Raw genomic sequence first — 24,885 nt, forward strand, 5'->3', positions numbered from 1 at the left:
ATTTTCCATTCATCTTCTTTTATTTATTCGTTTTCTAACGGACGGTACAGCATACGCGAGCATAATACCGATTAAACCACTTAACGTATTTAAAATGATGTCATCTATGTCTGTTGAACGATTAGGTGGTAGCGAAATGCCTTCGAATCCTGTAATCATCGTTGTTTGCGCAAATTGTAGTAGCTCGATGCCACATGAAGTAAGGAATACGACTAAAAGTGTTTTGCTCGCTGTGTTGGTTATTTTGAAGTAAAGCATGAAGAAAGACAGTGGGCATAACAATAAAACATTCCCGATAATTTGAAGGATGGTAGGCATCGTTGGTAATGTTTGCTTAAATGTATTTTCTATCGTTGTAAAAGGTATTAAGTTCATCATTTCTTTTTGAATATGGAAAGTTCCGGTATACGTGCTATTCACGAAATCTCCAATTGATATGTAAGCCACTAGGTGTAATAAGATAATTATATAAAGTATAAAAACACAAAACCAGATAAAGTCTATCCAATTTTTTAGCTGCGTCATGTTAGTTAAGATGAGTGTTGCTAAAAAAAGTAAACAGCTATTAGCAATCGCATTGATTAAATCAGCGTTATTCCCAAATTGTAATGCGAGTGAAATCCCGTAAAGGAGATATAATACTGGCAATAACAACACAAAAAAACGGCATTTTTGGACCTGCATTCTCGTATTCCAACGCCTTCCGTTTCAAAATCAGCTTTCAGACTCTCTGAATAAGCTCCTAGTAACAGTTTAGCAGATATAAAAATGAAAAGAAAGCTTGTTTGTGCTTACATTTTTGCAAGCTTATGTAAGGGTTTCGGGTTCTTATTTTCCTTTTAACCGAAAAAGTGCTACAATTTCTTAATGATATTCGTGGAGGAGACTAGGATGAAAGAATTATTAGGATTATTAAAAGAAGGTAATAAATCGGCTTTAACTGCAGCGCTTGTTAATACAGTTGTTTCCATTATCAAAGGCGTGACTTATTTTTTTACAGGAAATATTGCGATGTTTGCTGAAACGTTACATAGTCTTGGTGATGCGGCTAACCAATTTTTCGTTTTTATTGGTTCTGCTTTAAGTAAGAAACGACCAACGAAACGTTTTCCGCATGGTTTTGGGCGGATGGTTAATTTAGTATTACTTGGTGCGGTTATTGTTGTTGGAATTATGGCATTTGAAACGATTCGTGAAGGTTTCGCGCATATTATCCATCCGACAAGTTCGACCGGTTTTCTGATTAACCTTACAGTGCTTTTACTTTGTACCGTGCTTGAGTTTTCAGTTTTAGTGAAAGCGACACACGAGATTGCACATGATGTAGGTTTGGAATCAAAAGGACTACAATTGTTTAAAGATAGCATTTTAAATCTTGGTAAGGCAAAAGCGGCAACCAAACTGGTATTTTTAGAAGATTCCGTTGCAACTGGTGGCGGACTGCTTGCGATGATTGCGGTTATTATTTCCCACTTCACCCCTTTCCATCAAGCAGAAGGTATTGCTTCGATGTTGATTGGTGTCATGATGTTTATCGTTGTTGGAAAAGTCTTTTTGGATAATGCAGCGGGTGTTATTGGTGAGTCGGATCAAAGTATGCATATGACAGTTGGCCAGCTTGTAATGAGCGACCCGGATGTTCGCGATATTCAAGTTTTAACCGTGCTTAAAGAAGGCGATGTTTTCCATGTCGATGTCGAGGTTGAATTAGATCCAATGCTCACACTCGCTGAAGTGGATGATATTAAAGACCGTTTAGAAGAAAATATCGGTAGTCTGCGCGGTGTTGCGGATGTACTAATTTCGTTTGATGAAGATGATGCGATTCGTAACTGGGAGTATGGTGACGGACGTTAAAATTAAAAAACAGCCCAGTGCACGCACTGGGCTGTTTTTTAGTCTCCTGGATTAATGATGGCAAGCACTTGGTGGTCCTCCCATATACCGTTGATCCGAACATTTTGAACCGCGAGCCCTTCTATATGAAATCCCGCTTTTAAAAGTACTTGTTTGGAACGTTCATTTTTTGGCATTACACCGGCTTCGATACGATGAAGTCCAAGGATATCGAAACCAAAATCTACTATTAATTGTACTGCTTCCGTTGCATAGCCGTTCCCATTATGTTCTTTATCGAGAAAATAACCAATGAATGCTGACTGCAACGATTCACGCAAAATACTAAATAAATTAATCGTACCAATTAGTTCATCCGTATCATTCAAGAAAATCCCATAATAATATTCCACATCGCTCGCAGCAAAATCCTCTAAACGTGAAATAAGCGCTTGCTGTTCTTCTATCGTATAAAATCGCTCATCCCGCTCCATCGAATAACCTTCAAAAAATGCTTTATTCGCTAAATGAAATGCTAGTTTTTGATTCGCATCTACTATTTGAAAAGGTCTTAAATAAATCCGTTCCCCTGTAATCCGCATTCGTATCCCTCCCGCATTTTTCTAAATTATAAGATTGTTCTCGTTTGATTGCAAGTATGACTACTAAGCCAAATTCATCACTATACCCATTTTATAAAAAAATAAACCTTCTATTACGAATATAAGTGTGTTATTATGTTGATGTTAGTTATTTTTATATTATTTTTCTAAAAAATGGAGGTTTTTTTAATGATTGTTAATGCGGAAACAGAAGACGCAACTCTCCTTCTCGATGGTTTACTTCAAAATGTGGCGATAATTCGTTTTGATATTAATAAAAAAGTAACTTATGCTAATGCCCTTTTTGCGGAAGCGATGGGATACTCAGAAGAAGAAATGTTAAAATTATCCCATCCTGACTTATGCTTTCCTGATTTTGTCCAAAGTGCGAGTTACAAAGCAATGTGGACAAACCTACTTGCCGGGCAAAAATTTCAAAATAAAATTGAACGTAAAAATGCACGCGGCGAACGTGTTTGGTTTGAAGCGACGTATATCCCGATTATTCGCGAAGACTTGGTCGTTGGTGTTGCTAAAATCGCAACAGATATTACAAGAAGAGAAGAAACAGTCCATGATTTTGCATCAGGTTTGAAAAATATGGCAAACAATTTAAAAGAACATTCCACTGTAGGTAAAACGCGTAGTGAAGCTCTCCTTGAACTCGTGAAATCAATCACGAAAGAGTCGAATGAAAATACCGATACGCTCCATGACTTGCAAACAGAGGCGCAAAATATTCATGGCATTATTAATACAATTAATGGTATTGCTTCACAAACGAATTTACTTGCGCTCAATGCAGCAATTGAAGCCGCACGCGCTGGTGATGCTGGCCGTGGATTTAGTGTTGTCGCTGAAGAAGTTCGCAAACTTTCAAGTCGTGTAGAAGAAGCGATTAAAGAAGTGGAAAAAAGCGTCAACGGTATCACACAAGAAATTAATACGATTTCCAGTGGCACTGAACGCGTCGAAGCAAAAGTCGAGGAAAGCCAAGAAGTCCTTATTTTATCTTTAGAAGATTTTAGCCAAATTGAATCTGCCTCTACTGCCTTGGATCAAAATGCCGGTGCTTTTACAAAAATGATTTAACCGACTGAAAAAAGGAGCGAAGAAATCTTGAAACTTATTGGAAAACATCCTTCTGGTCGCGCCATTATTATCCGTTTAAGCAACCAAGAGTACCATTATGAAACCGCAAATAGTTTTGGAAGCGCCACTTCACTAATGAGAGCAAAGACAGAAGCTAGAGCCGATAGTTTTACCTCTAATGAAATGGACCAAGGTTTACATATTGGTAACTGGCACTGGAAAGAGCTTGGATAAACGAAAATCCCGTCTATTTTTATAGACGGGATTTTTTATTTACGCATTCAAATCTTGTTCTAATTGGTCTTTAAAGGCAGTTGCCACGTCAAACACAGTAACAAATTGGAAATCGCTCACGTTGTATTGAACAACAAACTCGTTATCACGATGGCGGACCATAATGGAAGAACGAACTTTATCACCAATTGCGTCTCCTGCTTGAGTTTCGTTATAGAAAACCCAGTGTGTTGCTTCGATGGGATTCGGTGTTTTTTCTGCGAGGTCGCTTTGAATGAGTTGTTTTATTTCGTCGCTTAATTCAGGTGCGAATTCATTTTCGATATAGCCGTACCAAATAGTTCGGTAATACTTTGCTTCAAATTCATTTGTTTCATCAAATAGTTTTTTCATGCTTGTTTCCTCCTATTGGGTGTTATTTCTATTCATGATACCTTTTTAAGCGTTCTTCTAATGTCCCAGCGTGCAGTTCAAAGAGATGATTATCAAAGTCATAAAAATAAATCGACCGTCCCTCGCCTTGGACTCTAGGGCGTTCTGGTTTTATTTCCACACCAAGAGATTTAATTCGCTCAATATATTCATCCACTTCCTCGGATTGAATTTGGAATGCAATATGATTGTAAGTTCGCTCTTGTAAAGAATCTCCTTCCATAATGCAAATCCACAGACCAGCAATTAGAAAAAATTTTTCTTTGGAAAGCGAAAATGTTTTGTCGCCACTAGAATAGATTTCTTCTGCATCAAAAATATTCTGTAAGAAAGCAGTTGTTCTATTCAAATCTTTCACAATGAGCGTTATATGACTTAATCCCGAAATCATAATTTTCCCACCAATCTTTATTTATCTTTTAACTGCAAAAGCACTACGGTCTCTACATGAGCTGTTTGCGGGAACATATCGACAAGTTGCATATAGCGAATGCGGTATTTCTTCGCAAGTAAAGCTAAATCACGTGCTAATGTGGACGGATTACAGGATACGTAAACAAGTTGTTTTGCTTCTACTTCTAAGCAAGTTCATGATGCATACTTTATGACTACGTCTACTTTATTGACTAAGGATGACGATTATTTTCAATTTGACTGATTAATTATGTGATAGGTTTCATCACGTTGATTAAAAAAGACATATATTTTTGCTCTGTTTTTTTCTGGAACAATATCTAACTCGCCTATAAAAAGTAATGGTTTTCCATTAGCAAATTCCCATTCAGGATTTTGTAGCCATTTAGGTGGAGTTTTTAGATATTTAAAATCTGCTTTAACTTTTTTCTTTATTTGCTCTTTTTTCTCTAATGTGTTTAAAGTATTTTTATTCAAAATTGAGCTAAAATAATCTGGGGAAATATCTAACCATTTTGGCAAGACTGAAAATACTATATCAGCATCCTCATCCATTTTATTAGAATAGCTAAACAACTCCTCATTTTTCTCTAAATACTGTTTGATGGCATCTTTTACATTAGATATGGAAGAAAAATCAGATGCATCAGCTTCTAAAATGTATAAACATAGATTGCTATAGTTTGTATATGGTGGGATTTTGATTTCTTTTTCCAATTTATTTTGTAAAGCTTCGTCTTTATAAAAACGATTCAGAAATTCTTTGGCAGTAATCTTATCTTCCATAAAATCTATCAATAGTTGTATATCGTTTTCCTCCTAAAAATATGCTTATTTAAAATGACTAAAATTGTATTAAACAACAATGCACCTTTTAGCTAAAAAGAATGCATTGCTATTTTTTATTTAATTCTTTAATTGCAAAAGTACTACGGTCTCTACATGAGCTGTTTGCGGGAACATATCGACAGGTTGCATATAGCGAATGCGGTATTTCTTCGCAAGTAAAGCCAAGTCACGTGCTAATGTGGACGGATTACAGGATACGTAGACAAGTTGTTTTGCTTCTACTTCTAGTAATGATGTAATGAGGCCTTGGTCACAGCCGCTTCTTGGTGGGTCAACAATCACTGCATCGGGGCTGAAACCTTCTTTCACCCATTTAGGCAATACGTCTTCTGCTTTTCCTACTTCATAATAAACGTTTTCGATGCCATTTTTCTCAGCGTTTCGTTTGGCGTCTTCGATGGATTCTGGAATGATATCCATGCCGCGAACTTCTTTTACTTTTCCGGCAAAAGCTTGGCCGATTGTTCCAACGCCGCAATAAGCATCTACTAATGTTTCACTGCCTGTTAGGACGAGTGCTTTTTCGACTTCTTGGTAGAGCCGCTCTGTTTGGAACGGGTTTAATTGGAAAAAGGCACGGGCCGATAAATCGAATTCTAGTTCCATTAATTTTTCTTCGATGCTTTCTTTCCCTGCTAAAAGGAAGGTTTCATCGCCGAAAATGAGCGAAGATTTCGCTTGGTTTACGTTTTGCATTATGGAAGTCACTTCTGGAAGAGCTGCTTCAATTTCAGCAAGGATTTCGCGTTTTTTCGGTAACTTTTTACTATTTGTAATGAAGACGAGCTGTGTTTCGCCGGTTTTCACGCCAGTACGAACGACGATGGTCCGCACGATGCCGCTACCAGCTTTTTCATCATAAATTGGTACGCCGTATTTTTCGAGTAAATCACGAACAAAATTCGTTACTTTAATCGTAACGGGTTGTTGAACGATACAATCTTCAATTGGAACAAGTTGGTGGGAATTGGCTCCGAAAAGTCCTGTTTCGACTTGGCCACTGCCTACCATTCTTGTTTGGAATTGGCTCTTATTGCGGTAACGCCAAGGATCTTCCATGCCGATTGTTGGGCGAATTTTTAATTTCGCTGGATCGATTTTTGTATGTTTTTCGATTGATTGAATAACAATATCTCGTTTTAATTCAAGTTGGGCGCTATAGGCCACGTGTTGCAACTGGCAACCACCACACGCCTCATAAACTGGACAAGGTGCGGTAACTCGGTTGGGAGATTTTTTACGGATTTTATTTAATTTTGCTTCGGTGAAACGATCACGAACTTTGACCGCTTCGACAACTACCTCTTCACCGGTAATTGCGCCAGGTACAAATACAACTGCTTTTTTAAAGTAGCCAATTCCTTCCCCGTTGATTCCCATACGTCGAATCGTTAATGGGAATTTTTGGCCTTCTTCTACTGGATTTTGATTCATTATTTTCCTCCATCATTCCAAGTCTTCATTAATACTAACAAAAAAACAGCAACTTGTCAGTAGTTTATGGCATGATTTCCAGACTTTCATCGACAAGGATGCTTTTTTCGACAGAACGAACCATCGAACAGTATTTTGGTGTTAGTTTTAGCGCCTTTTCAAGTGGTTTAGGCTCCAAGTTATCTCCTGTTATTTTAAAATGAAGATGTATCGCACTTATACGATTTTCTTCTTCCGGAATGCGTTCCATTGTGGCATCTATCCATAAGTCGCTGAATTCCACTCTTTTTTTCTTTAAAATGTTACGAAAAACAATGGCGCTACAACTGGCAATAGATATCAACATCAAATCAGCGGGTGAATAGTTGGTCATTTTATCATCAATTAAAAAATCCCCTGTGTCAAACCCATTTTCGGTATAAACTAGCTTTAATGGTTTTGTCATCGTTATCCCTCATTTCTTCTCTTTTATCGTACAAAAAATCTCCTTATTAAGCAAATTAGTAGTATAATGAACGAATAGTCGACTAAAAAAGGAGGCTACTCGTGTTATGGAAGGAGTAGGAAATAAAGTGATTGTTTTAGCAGGAATGATCGGCGCTGGAAAAAGTAGTTATACAGAGCTAATCGCAAATGAACTCGGAACAAAGGCATTTTATGAAAGCATTAAGGATAACCGTATCCTTGAAATGTTTTATGATGACCCAAAAAGATGGGCTTTTGCCTTACAAATATATTTTTTAAATACCCGTTTTCGCAGTATTAAAGCTGCTTTGACGGATCAAAATAATGTGCTTGATCGAAGCATTTATGAGGATGCGCTTTTTACGCAAATTAATTTTGAAGAAGGAAACATTTCGGAACCTGAGATGGATACATACCTTGATTTGCTCGACAATATGATGGAAGAGCTTGCTTATATGCCGAAAAAAGCGCCGGATTTGTTGATATACTTGCGCGGTAGTTTGGAGACCGTTCTAAGCCGGATTTCTCTGCGTGGTCGCCCTTATGAGCAAATTGAGGATAATCCGGGTTTACTTGATTATTATAAACACCTGCATAGTCGTTATGACAGCTGGTTTGCCTCCTATGATAAAAGTGATACGCTGGTAATTAATATTGACGAGATTGATATTAACCAACCGGCGGATGCTAACTATGTCATGCAATTAATTCACGAAAAATTAAAACGCTAAAACAGACCTCATGCTGTTTTAGCGTTTTTTAATTGATTTCGCCTAATTCTTTTTTCTTTTTCCGAATCGCGAGTGTGGCGTTTAGCTCTCCGCCTATCATTAGAATAATGCCAGTTAAATAAAACCATAACATTAAAATAATAATTACCCCGATACTGCCATAAGTTGCCGAGTAGTTACCAAAATTGTTCACGTAATACGCAAAGCCAACCGAAGCAACCGTCCAGCCAATGGTTGAAAATAACGCTCCTGGAAGAACACTTATTAGCGTACTTCGCCTGTTTGGTGCCACCCAATATAAAAAGGTAAAGACAACAAAGATAACAATGAGCGTAACGGTCCAACGAAGGTTATTCCAAAAACTAAGAAAGTCTTCTGAGAAATTCAAATGGTTAATTAAAAACATCCCTATTTGTTGTCCGAATACGAGTAATAGCAAGGTTGCGCCCACTGTTGCAAGCATTGCTAGCGTGAAGAACATGGATAACAACCGTTGTACGACATAATTTCGTTTATTGGTTACGCCATACGCTTTATTGAGCGATTTCATGACTGCATTCATGCCGTTCGATGCTGACCATAAAGTCGCGATAATCCCGATAGAAAGTAATCCGCCATTTTTTTGCGTTAGTAAGGTATTTAAATTATCTTCTAAAAAGTCCATAATCTGGTCTGGCGCAAATTCTTTAATCATATTAAAAACAGAATCTTTATCAATATGAAGATAGGCGAGTAAAGTTGCTGCAATCAAGAGCATTGGAAAAATCGAAAACAGCATATAATAAGCTAACTGTGCCGCATTCCCTGATACGTCATTTCGTCCAACTCGCGCACTTACTGCTTGACCCACTTGAACTATCCCGTTATGTTTAATATATTTTACAACTTTTTTCCACACTACTAAGGCCCCCTGTTCTAGTCATTCGTCTGGAAGTTTTTGTTCTGTTATGGTAAAATTTTGTCTATTAGCTTGAAAGGAGCAAAAAGATGAATCTTGAAACCCCTTCGCAGGAAAATTTAACTTTTATGTTAACTGAAATTACTACGAAACTAAAAATGGTAAATGTTGGTGTTTTTGAAAATCTTGAGCTTGACTCTGTTGATTATAACGCACTTATCGATATTTATCAGCTAATAAAACGCAAATCCAATTTTAGCCCGCGCGAAATGCAATTATTTGCAGAAGAGTTGCGCCGGATTAGAAAATAAAACAAATTCCAGCCACTGTTTAGTGGTTTTTTGTTTGGAAATAATTGGTCCCAAAATCTACTAAATCACGCATTTCATAAATTTTCGTTGGTGCTCCGATAATTGTCGTTGGATGAAAATCGCGCGTTTTCTCGTAAGCTCGACCTAAAGCAATAAATGCCTCACTATTATAGTCGATTTCTTGATACTTCTCCCAAATGATTTCGCCGTTTTTTAGAAAAGCAGCTTGGTTTTCGATAAGTGGAAAGAGGTTAGATCGTTCTTCTGCCAGATGTAGCGATGTATTGTTATTATTATCGACGCCAAACAAAATAATTTTTGCCCCAAGTTGATAGAGTTTTCCAAGCGGTGATTCATCTCCCATACTTTTCGCAAGCGGCTGGTTAGCAAGGATGTGTTCTTTGTCCTTCCCCCAGGCACAAAACGAATGATACGGATGAAAACTACGCGCGACATCGGGCATTGCTCGAAAAGTTTCCGCAATAACGCCCATTCCGCGAGTCGGTGTTACGAGAGGATCAAATGGTGGTGTTTCTTCGCGAATGATTTTCCACCAACTTTCTGGAACTGGCGGATTTTCCCATTTAGATGGATCCGTTAATTGTCCCGTTTGAGCTGGCATGACAAGGTTACCTGTTTCACCAACAAGTTCTTGCAAGGCTAAAATAACCGTGACTGGGCCGCCGCAAATCCAGTCTGCTTTTGACATCGAAGCATGAAAAATAATCGTATCGCCTTTTTCAATACCCGCTTTTCTTAGGTCAGACACGATTTTATGTTTTGTTGCTGGTTTTTTTGTTCGCCAGATGGCCATTTTTTCTCCCATTTCGTCTGTCACCACCCCTAAAAATAAAGCCAGATGCCTAGAAAAAAACGTCAATGTAAAAGCAGATGTAGTGTTTACATGTGTTTTTACTTGCATTCTGTTCTAAATGCATCTGGCTAAATAGTTTAAATTAGTCGTTTTCGCCTTGATACGTTAAGATTTCTGGGCCGTCTTTTGTAATGGCAAAAGTATGTTCATATTGCGCTGATAAAGAACCATCAACAGTTCTTGCAGTCCAGCCATTATCGTCCATTTTTGCTTTCCAAGCGCCCATGTTTACCATAGGTTCCACCGTGATAACCATGCCTTCTTTTAAGCGTGGTCCTTTTCCAGCTTGACCAAAATGCGGAATATCTGGTTTTTCATGTAATGTTGGTCCAACACCGTGACCGATAAACTCGCGTACAACTGCTAGATTTTCGGATTCTACGTATGTTTGGATTGCATGGCCGATATCGCCAACTCGAGCGCCAACTTGGGCTTGTTCGATTCCTAGGTAAAGTGCTTTATGGGTTACATCCATTAAATGCTTCACATCGTCTGGAATTTCACCAACTGCATAAGTCCAAGCAGAATCAGCCAGTGCGCCGTGGTAATTCACGACCATATCTACGGTAATAATGTCGCCTTGGTTTAGCTTTTGTTTGCGCGGGAAGCCGTGACAAATTTCGTCATTGATACTTGCACAAATAGCATATTCGTATCCTTCAAAGCCTTTTTGCTCTGGAGTTGCGCCATTTTTACGTAAAAATTCTTCTGTAAAAACTTCTAAATCCCAGCTAGTAATGCCAGGTTTAATGATTTTTTTTAGTTCTTTATGCGTATCGGCAAGGATTTTCCCTGCTGCTTTCATCTCATCGATTTCGCGTCTTGACTTGAGTGTAATCATTTTTTATTCCCTCCTAAAATTTCCGCTATTTCCTATTATAGCTCGAAAACCGCTAGAAATAAAGTAATCTGGAAAAAAGGTTGCAGTTTTTCTGAAGACATTTATAATAGAATGTATCAGTTAAAAAAATGGTGGGCTCGTTTGTGCCATTTTAAACAATAAAAAATTCAGAAAATGGTGATGCAAAATGACAAAAGTGATGATCGTTTATGCCAGCATGACTGGTAATACACAAGAAATTGCCGACATTTTAGGTGAAGAATTAGAAAAATACGATATCGAAGTAGAAATTGAAGAATGTATTTCCGTTGATCCTGCAGATTTACTCGAATATGATGGCGCGTTAATCGGCGGCTATACTTACGATGATGGTCAGCTTCCTGATGAATTCGTTGATTTTTATGAAGATATGGCGGACGTTGATTTTAGCGGCAAGGTGTGCGCTTCTTTCGGTTCTGGCGATACTTTTTACGATGAGTATTGTTTAACCGTTGATTTAATCGAAACTCGTCTAAAAGAACAAGGCGCGACTGTTCCTGTTGCAGGGCTTAAAGTTGACCTTGATCCTGACGAAGAAGATGTGGTTCGCGCTGAAAGTTACGCTAAAACATTTGTTGATGTATTAAAAGGTTAATTATAAAGCAAGCGTCCAGTTGGGTGCTTGCTTTTTTATTTTACGAAAATAGCGAAAAATGGCGCTTCGTGGTTGCTTTACCTTATTAATTGAGATACAATTCTCGTATTGAATAAAAAGATTGGAGTGATTAATTATGACAGTATTTAGTGAAAAGTTAGAAAAATATGCAGAATTGATTATTAAAGTTGGAGTAAACGTCCAACCTGAACAGAAAGTAGTAATTATGGCTCCAGTTGACGCGGCTCCGCTTGTTCGTCTAATTTCCAAATACGCTTTTGAAGTTGGCGCTGAGGATGTTATTATGGATTGGCGCGATGAAGAACTAGGCGCATTACGCTACAAAAATGCCCCACTACGCGTTTTTGAAAGTGCTCCGGTTCACCGTGTAGCAGAAAAAACAGAGCTTGCTAAAGAAGGCGCTTGTTTTATTTCCATCACTTCCGAAGATCCGGATTTGCTAAACGGTGTAGATAGCAACAAAATTGCGACTTTCCAAAAAACAATGGGTGGCGCAATGAGTGAATTCCGCGAGTTAATGCAAGCCAACGTAGTAAGTTGGACAGTTGTTGCAGCTGCTTCACAAGGCTGGGCAGCAAAAGTATTCCCAGATTTAACTCCAGAAGAACAAATGGAAACACTTTGGGAAGCTATTTTTGAAACAACTCGTATCAATACCGAAAACCCGGTAGAAACTTGGAAAAATCACGATCAAACACTAGCTGCAAAAGCAGATAGTTTAAATGAAAAACAATTTACTTCCTTACATTATACAGCTCCTGGAACAGATCTTACAATTGGTCTTCCAAAAAACCATCTTTGGGTTGGCGCTGGTAGTAAGAATAAAAAAGGACATGAATTTATGGCCAATATGCCGACAGAAGAAGTTTTCTGTTGTGCGGATAAACTAAAAGTGGAAGGCTATGTTTCTAGCACGAAACCTCTTAGTTATGCAGGAAATATTATCGATGACTTCAAAATCACTTTCGAAAAAGGTCGTATTGTGGGTGTAGAAGCAGCGTCCGGCGAGGAAATTTTAAAAGATTTAATCGCGACTGATGAAGGTTCTCACTACTTAGGCGAAGTGGCGCTAGTTCCAGATCCTTCCCCAATTTCCCAATCCGGCATTTTATTCTACAACACCCTATTTGACGAAAATGCTTCTAACCACTTAGCAATCGGTAGTGCGTATGCATTTAATGTTAAAGGTGGCGAAGAAATGTCTCGTGAAGAATTAGAAGCAGCTGGTGTTAACAATAGTTTAACGCACGTTGATTTCATGATTGGTTCTTCTGAAATGGACATTGATGGTGTAACCGAATCTGGTGAAGTGGTTCCTGTTTTCCGTAAAGGCGACTGGGCATTCTAATCCTTTTTAAAACTTATGCCTTTTGCGTAAAACCCTTGTAGCTTTTGGCTTTCAAGGGTTTTCGTTTGTTATTTTTTATAAAAGAGAGTGAGGTGCATTGGATGAAATTTAGTACATGGGACATCAATTTAAAAGTAAGGCTTTTTGGGGAAGCGCTACTCGATATTTCTTTTTGGATGGTCTTCCCCTTTCTAACGATTTACTTTTCGGAAAGTATTGGCCGTGAGCTAACGAGTCTCTTGCTGATTATTTCGCAAGTGCTGGCGGTTTTCACAGCTTTACTCGGCGGTTACTTTGCAGATAACTTTGGCAGAAAACGGATGATGAGTATTTCTGTTATTGGTGAAGGTTTTGGTTTTCTTGTTTTTGCAATAGGCGCGCTCCATGTGGTGGATTCGCCTTACTTAAGTTTTGCTGGTTTTGCGATTGCGAGTGTTTTTATGGCGTTTTATCAGCCGGCAAGCCAAGCGATGATCGCAGACGTAGTGCCACCGGAACATCGGACACATATTTATTCGGTTTTCTATATGATGATTAATATTGCTGTTGTTATTGGTCCAATTCTAGGTTCGGTATTATTTTATAATTTCACGACGGAAACCTTACTTGCGATTGTTTGCGCGGATTTACTACTACTCTTCTTACTACAAAAATTTGGTCACGAAACGGCCCCACTTTTAGTTAATCCTGATTTACAGAAAGAAACGGTTCGAAAAAGTATGGGCGCTGTTTTAGTAGAGCAGCTCAAAAACTATAAAATTATTTTTAAAGATAAAATTTTCTTCTTATATATTATTGCTGGGATTATTGTTTCTCAGTCATTTATGCAACTGGATTTACTTTTCCCGCTATATATTAAAGAAGTTATCGGCGCATCTAATTTGTTTTCGCTTCATTTTACAGGTGAGCAATTGTTCGGCGTGATTGTTTCCATCAATGGATTCTTTGTTGCCGCGCTTACAGTGGTCGTTACTCGCTGGATGAGCCATTTTAGAGAAAAATTTGTCTTTATGAACTCTTCTTTTCTTTACGCGATTGCGATATTTTTATTCGGGATTGCAACGGGACCTTGGGGAGCGATTTGCGCGATTATTCTCTTTAGCTTTGCGGAACTAATGACGGTCGGTTTGCAACAAACATTTGTATCTCAGTTAGCGCCAGAAGATAAGCGAGCAATGTATTTCTCTGCTGCTGGGCTGCGTTATACACTTGGTAAAGTGATTGCGCCACTTGCGATTACACTCTCGACTTTAATTGGCTATACGGGAACATTTGTGATTATCGGTATTTTAGCACTCATTAGCGGGTTAATTTACTACTATATGTACTCCGAATTTGAAAAACAACGGCAAATTTCATAACGAAAAACGGCTATCTATTGACGGATAGTCGTTTTTGTTTTGATTACGTTTTTTACGATTTATTTACGAAAAGCTGAAATTCCTTGTCATTACCCCATTTTAAATTACCTTTTCATGTCATCCATGTTTAAAGAATGCTTATAAGGTGAAAAAAGTCTATACTGTTAGTTATACACCTAGAATTTACTCGCTATTTTTAATAGAAAGTTAGGTGTGAGAATGTTTGGAACAACAACTCTTGGAATTGATTTAGGTACTGCAAATATTTTAGTTTACAGTAAAGAAAAAGGCATTATTTTGAATGAACCATCTGTGGTCGCGTTAAATACGCATGACGGCACGGTTCTCGCGATTGGTCAGGAAGCAAAAGAGATGATTGGCAAAACGCCAGCCTCGATTTCTGCTGTAAGACCGATGAAAGATGGCGTTATTGCTGACTTTGATTTAACGAGTGGCCTTCTTCGTGAGATTATGCGTCGAATTTCGATTAGCGGGGTGAAAAAGCCCAATGTGGTTGTTTGTACGCCAACCGGAGCTACTTCAGTCGAACGCCGCGCTATTTCTGATGCGGTAAGATCAACTGGCGCTCGTTCGGTTGTTTTAATTGAAGAGCCTGTCGCTGCTGCTATCGGTGCTGATTTGCCGGTTGCTGAACCTGTCGCAAATGTCATTGTCGATATCGGCGGTGGTACGAGTGAGATTGCGATTATTTCTTACGGTGGTGTCGTTTCAAGCACATCGATTCGAACTGGTGGCGATCATATGGATGAAGAAATCATTCAATACATCCGTAAAAACTACAACCTTCTAATCGGCCAATCAACCGCTGAACGAATTAAAATGGAACTTGGCTACGCGCCGATTGAACATGTACCGCAAACAACCGATATTCGGGGTCGCGATTTACTCACTGGATTGCCAAAAACAATTCAAATAAGCTCGGTAGAAATTCAAAGTGCCTTATCAGAAACGCTAATGCGCATTCTGGAAGCGATTCGAAATACACTTGAGTTATGTCCACCAGAATTAAGTGGTGATATTGTTGACCGAGGTATTATTTTAAGTGGTGGCGGTTCCCTTCTACAAGGTTTCCGTGACTGGCTTGTACAAGAAATCGATGTCCCTGTACATATGGCTCCAAGTCCTTTGGAATCTGTTGCAATCGGCACAGGTAGATCCCTCGTTTTTGCAGATAAATTAGCTAAAAATTAAACATCCGAAGCATTTGGATTACGACGTTTGTCGCAAATCCAAATGCTTCTTTAACTTGCTGAAAACACTTATTTCTGGTAGAATTACATCTGTTGTCTGTACAAAAATTTTATACAAGTCCCCTTAGTAAAATGGATATTACGAGACCCTCCTAAGGTTTAAGTGCAGGTTCGATTCCTGCAGGGGACATTAGAAAACTTGCGCCGAAATTTTTTATTTATGAAAATTTCGTTTTTTTGTATTATGGTATCACTTTTTCTAGGGAGAGAAGACAATCGATTGATATTTATGGCATGCTTATTACACAATTAATTAGCCGCTTAAGTAACTATTATTGATTTCCTTCTACCATAATCATATCGTAGTAATCTAATTGTTCTTTATTCCAAAAAATAAAGGACTCATAAAAGGGTATTTCTTTATTTACAGCATTTGGTAAAACCTCGAAAGTCAATATATCCAGTAATTTTTGCCAATCCTTCTTACTCAATAAATTATCAAAGCATACATCAAGCTCATGCTGTAATTCAAGAGTAATGGGGTCTATTAAGGGAAATAGCTGTTTTAAATAAGGTACAAGTAATTTTGTGTAATCCGTTTGATGAATTCTAAGAAACTCAGTATTTGTTTCTTCATAAAAATCATAAATAAAATCGTAATCTTCCTCTTTGCAAGGCATAAAATCTAATACCACTGATTCGTTTAAACTACTATAACATCGAATTATTTTTATATTTAGACTCATTCTCCCACCTCCTTATCCACATCAATAAATAGCTCATGATTTAAGTAATCTCCAAAGAGTTCCCTTGTACGTTTTTGACTAAATCCATCTTTACAACGCCAAGAGTGATAATAAGAACAGATTATAACTTAAATATATAACAAACCCCTCCTAAGGGCTAGTTCGTGGTTTGATTCCGCGCATGGGCGTCATAAAAAAGCTGAAAACACTTGAGTAATTCAAGGTTTTCGGCTTTTTTCAAACTTTATTATTCAGATATAAAACGTTTCATCTTTTTTCTTTGCTGAAAATTTTAGCGTGAAGTCTTCATTCGCTGAAAATGATCTTGAGGCAATTTTCACCCTCGTAAAGTCACAGCTATTATTTCTTAATGCAGACTTAATCGCTTTGATTCCAGTTTCTTCATCGACGACTACACAAAATACATTTAAAGCAAATTGCTTCGTTGGATTCGCGGTTTGTCCCATGTCAAAACCGTCAACAAGTCCTAAACCTTTCCAACCTAAATCACTATTTAAGACGTCTGTGACTCTATCTTTCAGCCAAATATCACGTTTCGTTCCATTTAAACTTTTCAGTGGATATTGTACGACAATCCAACATTTTTCTTCTTCTGGAAACTCGCTATAGCCTTGAGGAACAAAGCGATTAAGAAATGCTTCTTTGAAAGCCGCTTCATCTTGATAGTTTTCCAAGTAATTAGCGTCTTTTTCCGTTTGACCTACTTTACCTATTTTTCCGTAATGGATGGTTGCTTCCTTATCATGGAGCCAATATTCTGCGTAGGAAATTCCGGTTGATTCTTTTTTATATAGTTTTAGCATGTTTTCACCTCGTGATGTTTAGTTTTATGAGCAGAATTGGGCTTTTTCCTCTTAAGTTTATCTCATTATCACAGATATTCCAAGAGGTTCCTATTTTTCTCAATCATTTCCTTATTGCATATAAAATCCAATTCCCCTTCTCTTGCACCTCTACCTCCCTAAAACCAATCTCTTTTAAAAGTGCTGTTAGCGAAGCCGTTGTTTTATATTCATCCATATGGTAATCAATTTTATCTTTTTCCGATGATAGTATGAAAATCCCTTCTTTTGACATCACCCGATAGATTTCTTCAAAGCCCTTTTGAGGATTATCCCAGTACATATGGGTTTGTATAGCATAGACTACATCGAAAAAATCTGCTTGGTAACTCATTGCAGCAACATCTTGGATAGATAGTTTTACTTTTCCGGCATTTACTGCTTTTTTGTTTACATTCGTGGCTGTTTTATAGGACTCTTCTGAAATATCCACTCCGTAAATAGTTATATTTTTATTTAATTCGACAAGATTTTTAACATTGGAGCCGCCGCCGTAACCAATATCTAATACATTAGTACGCTCGTTCATTTCTGTATTACTAATTGTCCACTTACTCAAATCTGTAAAGTAAGAAGACCATATTTTCGTAGTGATTTCACCAATAATTCCACGCGGATTAGCCGCTTGTTCGCTTAAATAGTCAATTAGTGGTTTATATAAAATAAAACTCATCCCCAGTATACCTCCCAAAATGATTAAAGTTATTTTCTTTCTTTTTGTCATTTTTATCATAATCAAAGTCCTTTCACGGGCATCTTAGTTTTGAAATAACGATAACTATATTTCAAAACTATTGTATGATAAGTTTGTTGTCCAAGTCAAGAACTTTTGAAATTAATAGCTTTATATTTCAAAATAAAAGTTTTTATGTTATATTATGCTAAAGATAAAAAATTAGCCTTTGGGAAGTGTTTAGGATATGAATAATTATGAAAAAAGAACGCAAAAAAAGAAGCTGGCGATTATTCAAGCAGCTCTTACTTTATTTGGAAAACAAGGCTTTTCTGATGTAAGTATTAAAGACATTGCGGCTCTCGCTGATGTTTCACAAGTTTCCATTTATAATTATTTTGGAAGTAAAGAAGCGCTCGTTGGTGAATGCGCGAGAATTATTATGCAAGATACGATTGCTTTAGCAGAAGAAATTTTGGCATCTGAGGGAACATTTACACAAAAATTAGAGCAAGCTATCCAGCTTTGTAATGCTGAAATCAATCTTTCTTTAAGTAAATATATATCCAAAGAAGCTAGTAAAGATCAGCAATTTTTAATGCTTTTAGTAAATAATATTAATTCGCTAAAAAAAGAAATTTATATGAAATACGTCACTGCCGGAAAAAAAGAAAAAGTCATAGATAACGCCATTTCGGATGAAGTGATTCAACTCTTTATTGATGCGATTAATGGTTTAGGTCATACGGTGCCAGAAGAAAAGCTTGAGGAAAAACAAGCGGAGATAATTCAGTTGTTTTTGTATGGGCTGATTGGGAAAGCTCAGAAATAACATTGATCTACTATTTTATAGCAAAAAAAGCCTGCAATCCATATTTATAAATGGATTACAGGCTTTTTATTACTTCTTCTTCTCAACCAATCTAAAATGTTGCCACGGTAGGATAGTATCTAATAAATAGCGCTCTTCTGGAACAATTCGAGCAACGATATTGGTGTTGCCGGAGTTTTCCATTTCTTGGAGCGCTACTTGCATTTCGCCTTTGTAGCGTTCATAGCCATTGTTGTCGATTGTTACATCGCCTTTTACAATGGTATTTGTGTCGTGCGCAGGGAAATCGTGTTGTTTGAAATTAACACGTGTCATAGTCGAACGTAGCACGTACTCGGAAGCATCGCCACGGTTGAAATGTTTTTGTGTTAAAACGATTTCTTTTTCTACGTCTGTTGCGCCATCTAAAAATTCAACGGCTAATTGTAGTTCATTACGGTTTAATTCGCTTAAAGCGCGCAATTCGTCTTCTGAAGCAAACATATTTCCCACGATGACATCATCAATTAAACCTGTGTTCCATAAATCTTTTGCTTGCACTGTAATATCTTCGCCGCGATGTTCTTCCATTGTTGGAAGTCCGCCATCTACAACAAACCATGGGCCAAATTCGCCACTGTTAGAAGAAACGAATGCTGCAGTACGTAAGTTTAAATCTTTGAATTGTTTACTTGTACGTAAGAAATGTTCTCTGGAAAGACCAGTATATTTTCTTGGGTAGAAGTTGTGACAACCAATGATATTGCCAACGTTTGCTTGGTAAGATAAAATATTTTCCACGTAACGAGTACCATTACTGATATTTAGCTCGATTTTTAAGTCCGTATCGTCAAACGACATCGCTGCCTCTTCGGAACCAGAGAAACCTAAATCAAGGCGTAAACCAGCTAGGCCAAGCTCTTTAAAACGATCTAATTCTTTATAAGTGATATTTAACGATTCAAATACAGTCGGGTCAACATCAGCAATAACGTCAAATCCTAATTCTTTTGCGCGTTTGCAAATTGTTTCTAATTTAGCAAATTCCGCTTCGTCATTAGCAGAAATCAAACAAGTGAAAATACGGCTAAAACCATATTTTGCAGCTGTTTCAATGTATTCTAACGATTCTTCAAGTGCTACATGTTGCGGAAATACGGATATTCCTAATTTTCTCATTTAAATCATCCCTTCAAAAGCTTATTTAGAGCGGTATAAATCAATAATTTCTTTGGCTAAATCTTTAAAAGTAATAGCATTCATTAAGTGATCTTGCGCGTGAACTAGTAGTAAAGATACTTCTGCTTTTTCGCCGCGTGCTTCCCCTTGAATTAATGATGTTTGTGAATGATGCGCTTCAAGTAGTGCCGCTTCTGCACTTTTGATTTGCTCATCTGCCGCGTCAAAATCCCCTTTTTTTGCCGCTTCGATTGCTAGCATTGCGTCACTTTTAGCGTTTCCCCCGTGTACGATTAATTGCATAATTGTTTGTTCTAATTCCATTGTTTACACATCCTTTTTCATTTATCGAACTTGTGTTTATTTCCTCTTCAAGCAGTCTCGAACTCGAGATTATTTCTCAATCATTGCTAGTGCATCATTTAGCACTTTTTCGCCGTCCATTGTTCCGTAGTCAATCCCGTTAATGATTGCAACTGGAATACCTAATGGGTCCAGTACTCGTTTCAAATTCTTCTCTAAAAAGCGAACTTGCGGTGCGAGTAATACAACGTCTACATTACCTTTGTATTTATCAAAATCTGCTTCTGCAACTGCGATTACAGTGGCTTCTACTTGATTTTTTTCGATAGCTTCTGTCATTTTTTTAACGAGTAGACTTGTGGACATACCGGCCGAACAAACTAACATGATGTTATTCATTAATTTAACCTCCTAGTTTGAAAAGCTGCACGCATATATAATATGCAAGATATGTGCCAACTTTTCTAGTTATTCATCGCTTATATGCGAACTTTCTTACTTACACAATAAAAAAACCAAGTGTGTAAGATAATACACACTTGGTAGATTCCGTTTTCTTAGTTTTCTTCCACCTGGTTGGAGAGCATCATCTGTGTTAAATATGCGATTTCTGATTGAGGTATTACGATGTCGTACTCTATTTCCACATTTTCCATCATTTGTTGCGTGATTTGCATTTCTACCATGTGGTTTTTAGCAAACTCATTTAAATCTGGGAATTCTCTATCTACAGCACCAAGTTTTACGCGCTCGATAAGGAAGGCCAAATGAAGAATCATGCCGATATCTACACCCGATTCCAGTATTACGTTGAGCTGCAATTGCAATTCAGAAATCACTTTTCGTAAAAAGTAAACGAGTTGCTCCGCAGAACTTACAGCTTGTAAATTGCCTTCTAATGAAGCGATTAATTTTTCATATGGCACTTCATCATTTAAAATTCTGGAAATGACTTCTAAACCGCCATCCGATAAAACTTCCAGCGCGCTAAAGAATGGAATATCGCGGTATTCAAAGGCTACGGAACCCATGATTGCTAGAATATTATATTCTTCCATCAGTTGATCAATTCGTTCGCGGAAAGCTTCTTTATGCAAGAATTGTAGCACGATAATTTCGATTTTCGTCTCGTCGATAATTGGTGCAACGACTTTACGGAGTTGCTCGGCTACCCCTTCTCCCGTGAAACAAGTGAAAATAACCGCATTTTTTACTGGTTTTGCTCGTAAAACGTGTGCTTTATATTTATTTTCAAATAATTGCTCACAACTTTGATAAATATCTTCTAAACCACGGCCCAATGAGGCTTTACGCATCGCTTCTAATACAACTGGGGTACTTACCATCGTCACCGTTTTTGTGCGAATCCCCAGTTCTTCTGTTAACATATTCCCAAAAGAAGTGAGTGATCCCATGTCGGAAAGGATGAGTACGCCTTTGACTGGATTTAATTTGATTACGGTTTGTTTTAGTTTTTCGTACATCGCTTTTACTTCGACGGTAAGTGGCATATCGAGCGCAATTCCGCTTTCGATGCTGAGTAGTTCTTGCACTGTTTCTACCATACTTGTTGCCGTTGAGCGTCCGTGCATCATGACGATTACTTCAACTTGATTTTCTTGTGCAAGCGAGGTATCCACTACTTCTTCCGTCAAGAACATCGTCAAAAAGCCAATTTCATCAAAAGGAATTTCGATGCTTAATTCTTGTTCAATTAGCGCGGATAAATCAATCGCTACTTGGAATTCTTTCGGGTATTTTTTGCGGATATTATTTAAATCTGGGTGAATAATATGTTTTTGTTCACGCACTCGTTCAATCGTGCTTTGTAAATGTAGCGAAAAGGCAAATTTCATTTTTTCATTGTATTTGCGATTTAATTTTTCTTCCGCCATGGCATATACTTTTTCGGTTAATTCCCAAACAGCTGGCGCGATAATTTCTTTGGCTGTTTGGTGGGTTGGCAGTTGGACCATGTAGTCGTGGAAATATTGGTCCACATCAACGTAAAGCGCTTCTTCTAGCTCGCTTTGATCCTTCCCTTCTTTCATCAGCCGGTCCGCTTTTTCTTGGATGGCATGGTAAACATCATGCACATCTTCCATATCCACCAAAGCATCACTTGTATCAACGAATTTAAAAATGGATTTATCTACATCAATTAAACGATTTAGTTTTTCTGGTTCGTCTTTTAAGTGCAGTAAACCTTTTTGGACGTGAATGGGTAAATCATCTTGCTCGATTAAAATATAATTGGCTGTTTTGGTTTTATAATGCAAAAAGGCTTTGGCACAGGCCAGTTTTAGGTCTCTTTGCAGTTGACCAACGTTAGCGCTTGCATGATAAAGTAAAAAGGCAATCAGTGCTTTTCTATGTACGCGAATCGATTGATGTAGTCTGGTCGCTTCTTGGTTTAAGAAAAATTCTACTAATTGATAACGTTCTTCCAAGTTTCGTTCTGCTAGGGATGGCAATGTAATCGTCATCGGGATACGTCTTGTGAACGTTTCTAACAGAAAATTATCTGGTGATTCTGTTGTGGCACCGATAATTTGGACTTGCGCATGATGCACATTCGCACTTTCTCCGAGTGGACGGAATTCCCCTTTATCAATAAATGTAAAGAGCATTTCTTGTCCTTCTGGAGGTAAGCGGTGAATTTCATCAAGGAATAATATCCCGCCATCTGCTTTTTTCAGCAAGCCTTCGCGCGTTTCTTCCGCTCCCGTGTATGCTCCTTTAATCACCCCAAAAATATGGCCAAATAAAAGCTGTGGATTTTGTGCGTAATCAGCACAGTTAAACGAAACAAAAGGTGCATCAGCTGGAATGGTTTCTGATTCCTTAGCAAATTGATACATACATTCGGCAAAAAGTGATTTCCCTGTCCCAGTACGACCTAAAATCAAGCTATGAAGCCCATTTGGTGGATATAAAATCGCGGCTTTTGCTTGTTGGATACTTACTTTTAAACTATCTTCCGAGCCAATTAATCGTCCAAAAGCAGATTCTTGCAAGTTCCCTGCTGGTTCAGTTGCCCGTTCGGTCGTTTTGATAGCTTGATAAAATACCGGTTTCCCAGGAAGTTTGTCTATTTTTTGTTCTTTAAAAAGATCATTTAGATAACGACTAGCGTTCGCTCGGTCCATTTGAAGCAATTCTGCGACATCTGCTGCAGATACTTTTTCTTCTTTTGCGTTTAGAAGTTGGAGGACTTCTTCTTTTCTACTAGACATCTACTCTACTCCTTTTTGAAACTCTATGTTTCCATTATACCTTTTTAAATGGCATCCTCGCAACGATAAAAATTAACTAACAAAAAAGCGCGAATGCTTTCCTTTCTATCAAGAGAGAAAAACATTCCACGCAGCTTATGATTTTTTAAAATTGTTTTGTTTTTTGTTGAATTTATTTGGTTTGTTAGTACGTGCTGGTTTCGCTGCATTAGTAGGTTTTTCTTTACGTCCTCCAGCAGTTCCACTTGGTTTATCTTTGCGGAACGGTTTTTTCGTGTCCTCTTTTTTGCTTTTTTGCACTTGTTTTGGTGGTCTTGCTGCTTTTTTGGCAATTTTATTTTCAGGGACAGCGCCGTCAAGCAGTTTTCCTTGGTAGAAGCGCACTTGTTTCCCTTTAATATTGTGGATGGTTAGGTATTGTTTTAATGTTCTTATTTCGCGCGGGTTGGCAAGAGTAATAACGGTACCTGATTTGCCCATTCGTCCAGTACGACCTGAACGGTGGGTATATTCTTTTTCGCTTGCTGCTAGATCATAGTGAATCACGTATGGTAAATCCTCAATATCAAGGCCACGAGCCGCAACATCTGTCACGATTAAATAAGTTAAAGTACCTTTTTTAAAGTCGTCGAGATATTTTTTGCGTTTTTCTTTACGAATTTCGCCGTGTATTCCGGCTGCTTTTACTTTATCGTAATGCAGTTTTTCAAGCAAAATTTCCATTCGTGGTTTGTCTTTCACAAAAACAAGGCCGCGCATATCTTTAATATGGGAAATTCGGCGTAATAAGGTTGCTTTGTCGCGTGATTCAACGTCCATGTATAAATGTTCTACATTCGTTAACTCTTCTGGTTTCGCTGTCACTTCTAGCATCACTGGTGTATTTTCCGTTTGTGCGAAAAACGCTTCTGGATTTTCAAGTTTTGTTGCAGATACAAGCGTTAATTGGCGATCGCGAACGGCACTTTCGACAATTTCAAGTGTACTTTTAAAATTTTCTTGGCGAAGCAGTTGGTCACATTCGTCCAAAGTAATCGTTTTGATTTCATGCATTTTAATTTTCTTTTGTTTGATTAGCTCAAGTGCGCGGCCTGGAGAGGCTACAATAATTTGTGGTTTTTTCTTTAATTTTTCGATTTGCCGTTTGACATTGGCTCCCCCGATTAAAGATATCACCGTCAATTCATCGCTTGGTAACCATGAGCGGATAACTTCCGTGATTTGCATAACTAATTCATGTGATGGCGCTAAAACAAGCCATTGTGTTTTTGGAATTGCTTCTATTTTTTCAAGGGTTGGCAGTGAATAAGCTACCGTTTTCCCCGTTCCAGTTGGTGACACTGCGAGTACATCTGCCCCGTCTTTGATTGGTTGATACATCGCGCTTTGAATCTCTGTTGGCGTTTCATAACCATGTTCTTTCCATTTTTCCGCCCAAAAGCTTGGGATATTTGATTCTGTCATGACCCGACTCCTTTATTAGTTC

Annotated in this window: 28 protein-coding genes, 1 tRNA gene and 1 pseudogene; 11 read left to right on the forward strand and 19 right to left on the reverse strand. The window is 37.9% G+C overall.

Translation table 11 applies throughout. The features are described 5' to 3' along the window. Positions 1-9: 9 nt before the first annotated feature. Entirely contained in the window at positions 10-684 is a 675-nt protein-coding gene (locus HCJ30_RS13500; protein ID WP_185392609.1) for a VanZ family protein, read from the reverse strand. Between the two features lie 207 nt (positions 685-891). On the opposite strand from HCJ30_RS13500, the gene HCJ30_RS13505 reads away from it, so the two are divergent. Continuing rightward, complete coding sequence (locus HCJ30_RS13505) at positions 892-1,857, forward strand: cation diffusion facilitator family transporter (RefSeq protein WP_185392611.1); 966 nt, start codon at positions 892-894, stop codon at positions 1,855-1,857. 38 nt (positions 1,858-1,895) lie between these two features. Here the strand turns inward: HCJ30_RS13505 and HCJ30_RS13510 are convergent, their stop codons facing one another. Beyond that, positions 1,896-2,438, reverse strand: a complete 543-nt coding sequence (locus HCJ30_RS13510; protein ID WP_185392613.1) for a GNAT family N-acetyltransferase — start codon at positions 2,436-2,438, stop codon at positions 1,896-1,898. Between the two features lie 189 nt (positions 2,439-2,627). Here HCJ30_RS13510 and HCJ30_RS13515 point away from each other — a divergent pair, with 189 nt between their 5' ends. Next, the gene (locus tag HCJ30_RS13515; protein ID WP_185392615.1) at positions 2,628-3,530 is read left to right on the forward strand and encodes a methyl-accepting chemotaxis protein; all 903 of its coding nucleotides are present in this window, start codon (positions 2,628-2,630) and stop codon (positions 3,528-3,530) included. Positions 3,531-3,557: 27 nt separating this feature from the next. Beyond that, a complete protein-coding gene (locus HCJ30_RS13520; RefSeq protein ID WP_185392617.1) occupies positions 3,558-3,764 on the forward strand; it encodes a hypothetical protein in 207 nt (68 codons plus the stop codon). A gap of 39 nt (positions 3,765-3,803) precedes the next feature. Here HCJ30_RS13520 and HCJ30_RS13525 read toward each other — a convergent pair whose 3' ends face one another. From HCJ30_RS13525 to HCJ30_RS13550, 6 genes and pseudogenes are all read right to left on the reverse strand, one after another. After that, positions 3,804-4,157 carry a hypothetical protein gene (locus tag HCJ30_RS13525; RefSeq protein ID WP_185392619.1) on the reverse strand — a complete coding sequence of 118 codons (354 nt, stop codon included), beginning with the start codon at positions 4,155-4,157 and terminating at the stop codon, positions 3,804-3,806. Positions 4,158-4,185: 28 nt separating this feature from the next. After that, a complete protein-coding gene (gene fosX / locus HCJ30_RS13530) occupies positions 4,186-4,587 on the reverse strand; it encodes a fosfomycin resistance hydrolase FosX (RefSeq protein WP_185392621.1) in 402 nt (133 codons plus the stop codon). Between the two features lie 17 nt (positions 4,588-4,604). Then, positions 4,605-4,778 (reverse strand): annotated as a pseudogene (locus tag HCJ30_RS13535) (23S rRNA (uracil(1939)-C(5))-methyltransferase RlmD); the annotation flags it as partial. Between the two features lie 63 nt (positions 4,779-4,841). After that, complete coding sequence (locus HCJ30_RS13540) at positions 4,842-5,408, reverse strand: hypothetical protein (RefSeq protein WP_260444439.1); 567 nt, start codon at positions 5,406-5,408, stop codon at positions 4,842-4,844. 108 nt (positions 5,409-5,516) lie between these two features. Further along, entirely contained in the window at positions 5,517-6,893 is a 1,377-nt protein-coding gene (gene rlmD / locus HCJ30_RS13545) for a 23S rRNA (uracil(1939)-C(5))-methyltransferase RlmD (RefSeq protein WP_185392623.1), read from the reverse strand. Positions 6,894-6,957: 64 nt separating this feature from the next. Next, positions 6,958-7,338: an OsmC family protein gene (locus tag HCJ30_RS13550; protein ID WP_185392625.1), complete on the reverse strand. Its 381-nt coding sequence runs from the start codon at positions 7,336-7,338 to the stop codon at positions 6,958-6,960. Positions 7,339-7,444: 106 nt separating this feature from the next. On the opposite strand from HCJ30_RS13550, the gene HCJ30_RS13555 reads away from it, so the two are divergent. Beyond that, complete coding sequence (locus HCJ30_RS13555; protein WP_185392627.1) at positions 7,445-8,089, forward strand: deoxynucleoside kinase; 645 nt, start codon at positions 7,445-7,447, stop codon at positions 8,087-8,089. A gap of 28 nt (positions 8,090-8,117) precedes the next feature. Here the strand turns inward: HCJ30_RS13555 and HCJ30_RS13560 are convergent, their stop codons facing one another. After that, on the reverse strand, positions 8,118-8,987 hold the full coding sequence (locus HCJ30_RS13560; RefSeq protein WP_185392629.1) for a YihY/virulence factor BrkB family protein: 870 nt from the start codon (positions 8,985-8,987) through the stop codon (positions 8,118-8,120). 89 nt (positions 8,988-9,076) lie between these two features. Between HCJ30_RS13560 and HCJ30_RS13565 the strand changes: the two genes are divergently transcribed. Continuing rightward, entirely contained in the window at positions 9,077-9,298 is a 222-nt protein-coding gene (locus tag HCJ30_RS13565; RefSeq protein WP_185392631.1) for a DUF1128 domain-containing protein, read from the forward strand. Positions 9,299-9,317: 19 nt separating this feature from the next. Here HCJ30_RS13565 and HCJ30_RS13570 read toward each other — a convergent pair whose 3' ends face one another. Continuing rightward, positions 9,318-10,124, reverse strand: a complete 807-nt coding sequence (locus tag HCJ30_RS13570; protein WP_185392633.1) for an AAC(3) family N-acetyltransferase — start codon at positions 10,122-10,124, stop codon at positions 9,318-9,320. A 130-nt stretch (positions 10,125-10,254) separates the two neighbouring features. Further along, a complete protein-coding gene (gene map / locus HCJ30_RS13575) occupies positions 10,255-11,013 on the reverse strand; it encodes a type I methionyl aminopeptidase (protein WP_185392635.1) in 759 nt (252 codons plus the stop codon). 187 nt (positions 11,014-11,200) lie between these two features. On the opposite strand from map, the gene HCJ30_RS13580 reads away from it, so the two are divergent. The 5 genes from HCJ30_RS13580 to HCJ30_RS13600 all read left to right on the forward strand — a co-directional run bounded on the left by HCJ30_RS13580 (position 11,201) and on the right by HCJ30_RS13600 (position 15,778). Further along, on the forward strand, positions 11,201-11,647 hold the full coding sequence (locus tag HCJ30_RS13580) for a flavodoxin (protein ID WP_008948060.1): 447 nt from the start codon (positions 11,201-11,203) through the stop codon (positions 11,645-11,647). Positions 11,648-11,783: 136 nt separating this feature from the next. Next, positions 11,784-13,016 (forward strand): aminopeptidase, encoded by a 1,233-nt coding sequence (locus HCJ30_RS13585; protein ID WP_008948061.1) that lies wholly within the window; start codon positions 11,784-11,786, stop codon positions 13,014-13,016. Between the two features lie 101 nt (positions 13,017-13,117). Further along, positions 13,118-14,377: an MDR family MFS transporter gene (locus HCJ30_RS13590; protein ID WP_185392637.1), complete on the forward strand. Its 1,260-nt coding sequence runs from the start codon at positions 13,118-13,120 to the stop codon at positions 14,375-14,377. 219 nt (positions 14,378-14,596) lie between these two features. Beyond that, positions 14,597-15,589: a rod-share determining protein MreBH gene (gene mreBH / locus HCJ30_RS13595; protein WP_185392639.1), complete on the forward strand. Its 993-nt coding sequence runs from the start codon at positions 14,597-14,599 to the stop codon at positions 15,587-15,589. A 117-nt stretch (positions 15,590-15,706) separates the two neighbouring features. Further along, positions 15,707-15,778 (forward strand) — tRNA-Arg (locus HCJ30_RS13600). A 142-nt stretch (positions 15,779-15,920) separates the two neighbouring features. On the opposite strand, the gene HCJ30_RS13605 is transcribed toward HCJ30_RS13600, so the two are convergent. The 3 genes from HCJ30_RS13605 to HCJ30_RS13615 all read right to left on the reverse strand — a co-directional run bounded on the left by HCJ30_RS13605 (position 15,921) and on the right by HCJ30_RS13615 (position 17,930). Further along, on the reverse strand, positions 15,921-16,334 hold the full coding sequence (locus HCJ30_RS13605; protein WP_185392641.1) for a hypothetical protein: 414 nt from the start codon (positions 16,332-16,334) through the stop codon (positions 15,921-15,923). Positions 16,335-16,585: 251 nt separating this feature from the next. Continuing rightward, the gene (locus tag HCJ30_RS13610) at positions 16,586-17,158 is read right to left on the reverse strand and encodes a hypothetical protein (protein ID WP_185392643.1); all 573 of its coding nucleotides are present in this window, start codon (positions 17,156-17,158) and stop codon (positions 16,586-16,588) included. A 103-nt stretch (positions 17,159-17,261) separates the two neighbouring features. After that, positions 17,262-17,930 (reverse strand): class I SAM-dependent methyltransferase, encoded by a 669-nt coding sequence (locus HCJ30_RS13615; protein WP_185392645.1) that lies wholly within the window; start codon positions 17,928-17,930, stop codon positions 17,262-17,264. Between the two features lie 187 nt (positions 17,931-18,117). Between HCJ30_RS13615 and HCJ30_RS13620 the strand changes: the two genes are divergently transcribed. Then, a complete protein-coding gene (locus HCJ30_RS13620; protein WP_185392647.1) occupies positions 18,118-18,702 on the forward strand; it encodes a TetR/AcrR family transcriptional regulator in 585 nt (194 codons plus the stop codon). A gap of 69 nt (positions 18,703-18,771) precedes the next feature. Here HCJ30_RS13620 and HCJ30_RS13625 read toward each other — a convergent pair whose 3' ends face one another. From HCJ30_RS13625 to HCJ30_RS13645, 5 genes are all read right to left on the reverse strand, one after another. Continuing rightward, complete coding sequence (locus tag HCJ30_RS13625; RefSeq protein ID WP_185392649.1) at positions 18,772-19,860, reverse strand: DUF871 domain-containing protein; 1,089 nt, start codon at positions 19,858-19,860, stop codon at positions 18,772-18,774. Between the two features lie 21 nt (positions 19,861-19,881). Continuing rightward, positions 19,882-20,184: a PTS sugar transporter subunit IIA gene (locus tag HCJ30_RS13630; RefSeq protein WP_003728245.1), complete on the reverse strand. Its 303-nt coding sequence runs from the start codon at positions 20,182-20,184 to the stop codon at positions 19,882-19,884. 69 nt (positions 20,185-20,253) lie between these two features. Beyond that, entirely contained in the window at positions 20,254-20,562 is a 309-nt protein-coding gene (locus HCJ30_RS13635) for a PTS sugar transporter subunit IIB (RefSeq protein ID WP_185392651.1), read from the reverse strand. A 158-nt stretch (positions 20,563-20,720) separates the two neighbouring features. Further along, complete coding sequence (locus HCJ30_RS13640) at positions 20,721-23,399, reverse strand: sigma-54-dependent transcriptional regulator (protein WP_185392653.1); 2,679 nt, start codon at positions 23,397-23,399, stop codon at positions 20,721-20,723. Positions 23,400-23,534: 135 nt separating this feature from the next. Then, a complete protein-coding gene (locus HCJ30_RS13645; protein ID WP_185392656.1) occupies positions 23,535-24,863 on the reverse strand; it encodes a DEAD/DEAH box helicase in 1,329 nt (442 codons plus the stop codon). Positions 24,864-24,885 lie beyond the last annotated feature (22 nt).

Source organism: Listeria cossartiae subsp. cossartiae, assembly GCF_014224155.1.
GTDB lineage: Bacteria > Bacillota > Bacilli > Lactobacillales > Listeriaceae > Listeria > Listeria cossartiae.

What these genes read in the sequence shown, in the direction of transcription:
- HCJ30_RS13515 (WP_185392615.1), top strand. Translation starts at nt 2,628, where the DNA reads ATGATTGTTAATGCGGAAACAGAAGACGCAACTCTCCTTCTCGATGGT.
- HCJ30_RS13580 (WP_008948060.1), top strand. Translation starts at nt 11,201, where the DNA reads ATGACAAAAGTGATGATCGTTTATGCCAGCATGACTGGTAATACACAA.
- HCJ30_RS13505 (WP_185392611.1), top strand. Translation starts at nt 892, where the DNA reads ATGAAAGAATTATTAGGATTATTAAAAGAAGGTAATAAATCGGCTTTA.
- HCJ30_RS13570 (WP_185392633.1), bottom strand. Translation starts at nt 10,124, where the DNA reads ATGGGAGAAAAAATGGCCATCTGGCGAACAAAAAAACCAGCAACAAAA.
- HCJ30_RS13615 (WP_185392645.1), bottom strand. Translation starts at nt 17,930, where the DNA reads ATGATAAAAATGACAAAAAGAAAGAAAATAACTTTAATCATTTTGGGA.
- HCJ30_RS13635 (WP_185392651.1), bottom strand. Translation starts at nt 20,562, where the DNA reads ATGAATAACATCATGTTAGTTTGTTCGGCCGGTATGTCCACAAGTCTA.
- HCJ30_RS13550 (WP_185392625.1), bottom strand. Translation starts at nt 7,338, where the DNA reads ATGACAAAACCATTAAAGCTAGTTTATACCGAAAATGGGTTTGACACA.
- HCJ30_RS13605 (WP_185392641.1), bottom strand. Translation starts at nt 16,334, where the DNA reads ATGAGTCTAAATATAAAAATAATTCGATGTTATAGTAGTTTAAACGAA.
- HCJ30_RS13500 (WP_185392609.1), bottom strand. Translation starts at nt 684, where the DNA reads ATGCAGGTCCAAAAATGCCGTTTTTTTGTGTTGTTATTGCCAGTATTA.
- HCJ30_RS13510 (WP_185392613.1), bottom strand. Translation starts at nt 2,438, where the DNA reads ATGCGGATTACAGGGGAACGGATTTATTTAAGACCTTTTCAAATAGTA.
- HCJ30_RS13565 (WP_185392631.1), top strand. Translation starts at nt 9,077, where the DNA reads ATGAATCTTGAAACCCCTTCGCAGGAAAATTTAACTTTTATGTTAACT.
- HCJ30_RS13585 (WP_008948061.1), top strand. Translation starts at nt 11,784, where the DNA reads ATGACAGTATTTAGTGAAAAGTTAGAAAAATATGCAGAATTGATTATT.
- fosX (WP_185392621.1), bottom strand. Translation starts at nt 4,587, where the DNA reads ATGATTTCGGGATTAAGTCATATAACGCTCATTGTGAAAGATTTGAAT.
- HCJ30_RS13525 (WP_185392619.1), bottom strand. Translation starts at nt 4,157, where the DNA reads ATGAAAAAACTATTTGATGAAACAAATGAATTTGAAGCAAAGTATTAC.
- HCJ30_RS13590 (WP_185392637.1), top strand. Translation starts at nt 13,118, where the DNA reads ATGAAATTTAGTACATGGGACATCAATTTAAAAGTAAGGCTTTTTGGG.
- rlmD (WP_185392623.1), bottom strand. Translation starts at nt 6,893, where the DNA reads ATGAATCAAAATCCAGTAGAAGAAGGCCAAAAATTCCCATTAACGATT.
- mreBH (WP_185392639.1), top strand. Translation starts at nt 14,597, where the DNA reads ATGTTTGGAACAACAACTCTTGGAATTGATTTAGGTACTGCAAATATT.
- HCJ30_RS13555 (WP_185392627.1), top strand. Translation starts at nt 7,445, where the DNA reads ATGGAAGGAGTAGGAAATAAAGTGATTGTTTTAGCAGGAATGATCGGC.
- HCJ30_RS13625 (WP_185392649.1), bottom strand. Translation starts at nt 19,860, where the DNA reads ATGAGAAAATTAGGAATATCCGTATTTCCGCAACATGTAGCACTTGAA.
- map (WP_185392635.1), bottom strand. Translation starts at nt 11,013, where the DNA reads ATGATTACACTCAAGTCAAGACGCGAAATCGATGAGATGAAAGCAGCA.
- HCJ30_RS13630 (WP_003728245.1), bottom strand. Translation starts at nt 20,184, where the DNA reads ATGGAATTAGAACAAACAATTATGCAATTAATCGTACACGGGGGAAAC.
- HCJ30_RS13620 (WP_185392647.1), top strand. Translation starts at nt 18,118, where the DNA reads ATGAATAATTATGAAAAAAGAACGCAAAAAAAGAAGCTGGCGATTATT.
- HCJ30_RS13640 (WP_185392653.1), bottom strand. Translation starts at nt 23,399, where the DNA reads ATGTCTAGTAGAAAAGAAGAAGTCCTCCAACTTCTAAACGCAAAAGAA.
- HCJ30_RS13645 (WP_185392656.1), bottom strand. Translation starts at nt 24,863, where the DNA reads ATGACAGAATCAAATATCCCAAGCTTTTGGGCGGAAAAATGGAAAGAA.
- HCJ30_RS13610 (WP_185392643.1), bottom strand. Translation starts at nt 17,158, where the DNA reads ATGCTAAAACTATATAAAAAAGAATCAACCGGAATTTCCTACGCAGAA.